General features: G+C 54.9%; 1 rRNA gene (cut by a window edge). It reads left to right on the top strand.

The features are described 5' to 3' along the window. Positions 1 to 328, top strand: a 23S ribosomal RNA gene (locus tag ACFSO0_RS19755); its annotated part runs 384 nt beyond the window's last position; the annotation flags it as partial.

Genomic DNA, 328 nt, shown 5'->3' on the forward strand with positions numbered 1-328 from the left:
GAACCCACGCACGTTGAAAAGTGCGGGGATGAGGTGTGGCTAGCGGTGAAATTCCAATCGAACTCGGAGATAGCTGGTTCTCCCCGAAATAGCTTTAGGGCTAGCCTCGGATCGGGACCTCGCCGGACGCGAGCGTAAGCTTGTGTCCGGTGGGACCCTTAGAGTCTTGGAGGTAGAGCACTGATTGGGCTAGGGGCCCTCATCGGGTTACCGAACTCAGTCAAACTCCGAATGCCAATGACTTATGTCCGGGAGTCAGACGGTGAGTGCTAAGATCCATCGTCAAAAGGGAAACAGCCCAGACCATCAGCTAAGGTCCCCAAGTATA

This window comes from Brevibacillus sp. GCM10020057 (genome assembly GCF_042683565.1).
In the GTDB taxonomy this organism is placed as follows: Bacteria; Bacillota; Bacilli; order Brevibacillales; family Brevibacillaceae; genus Brevibacillus.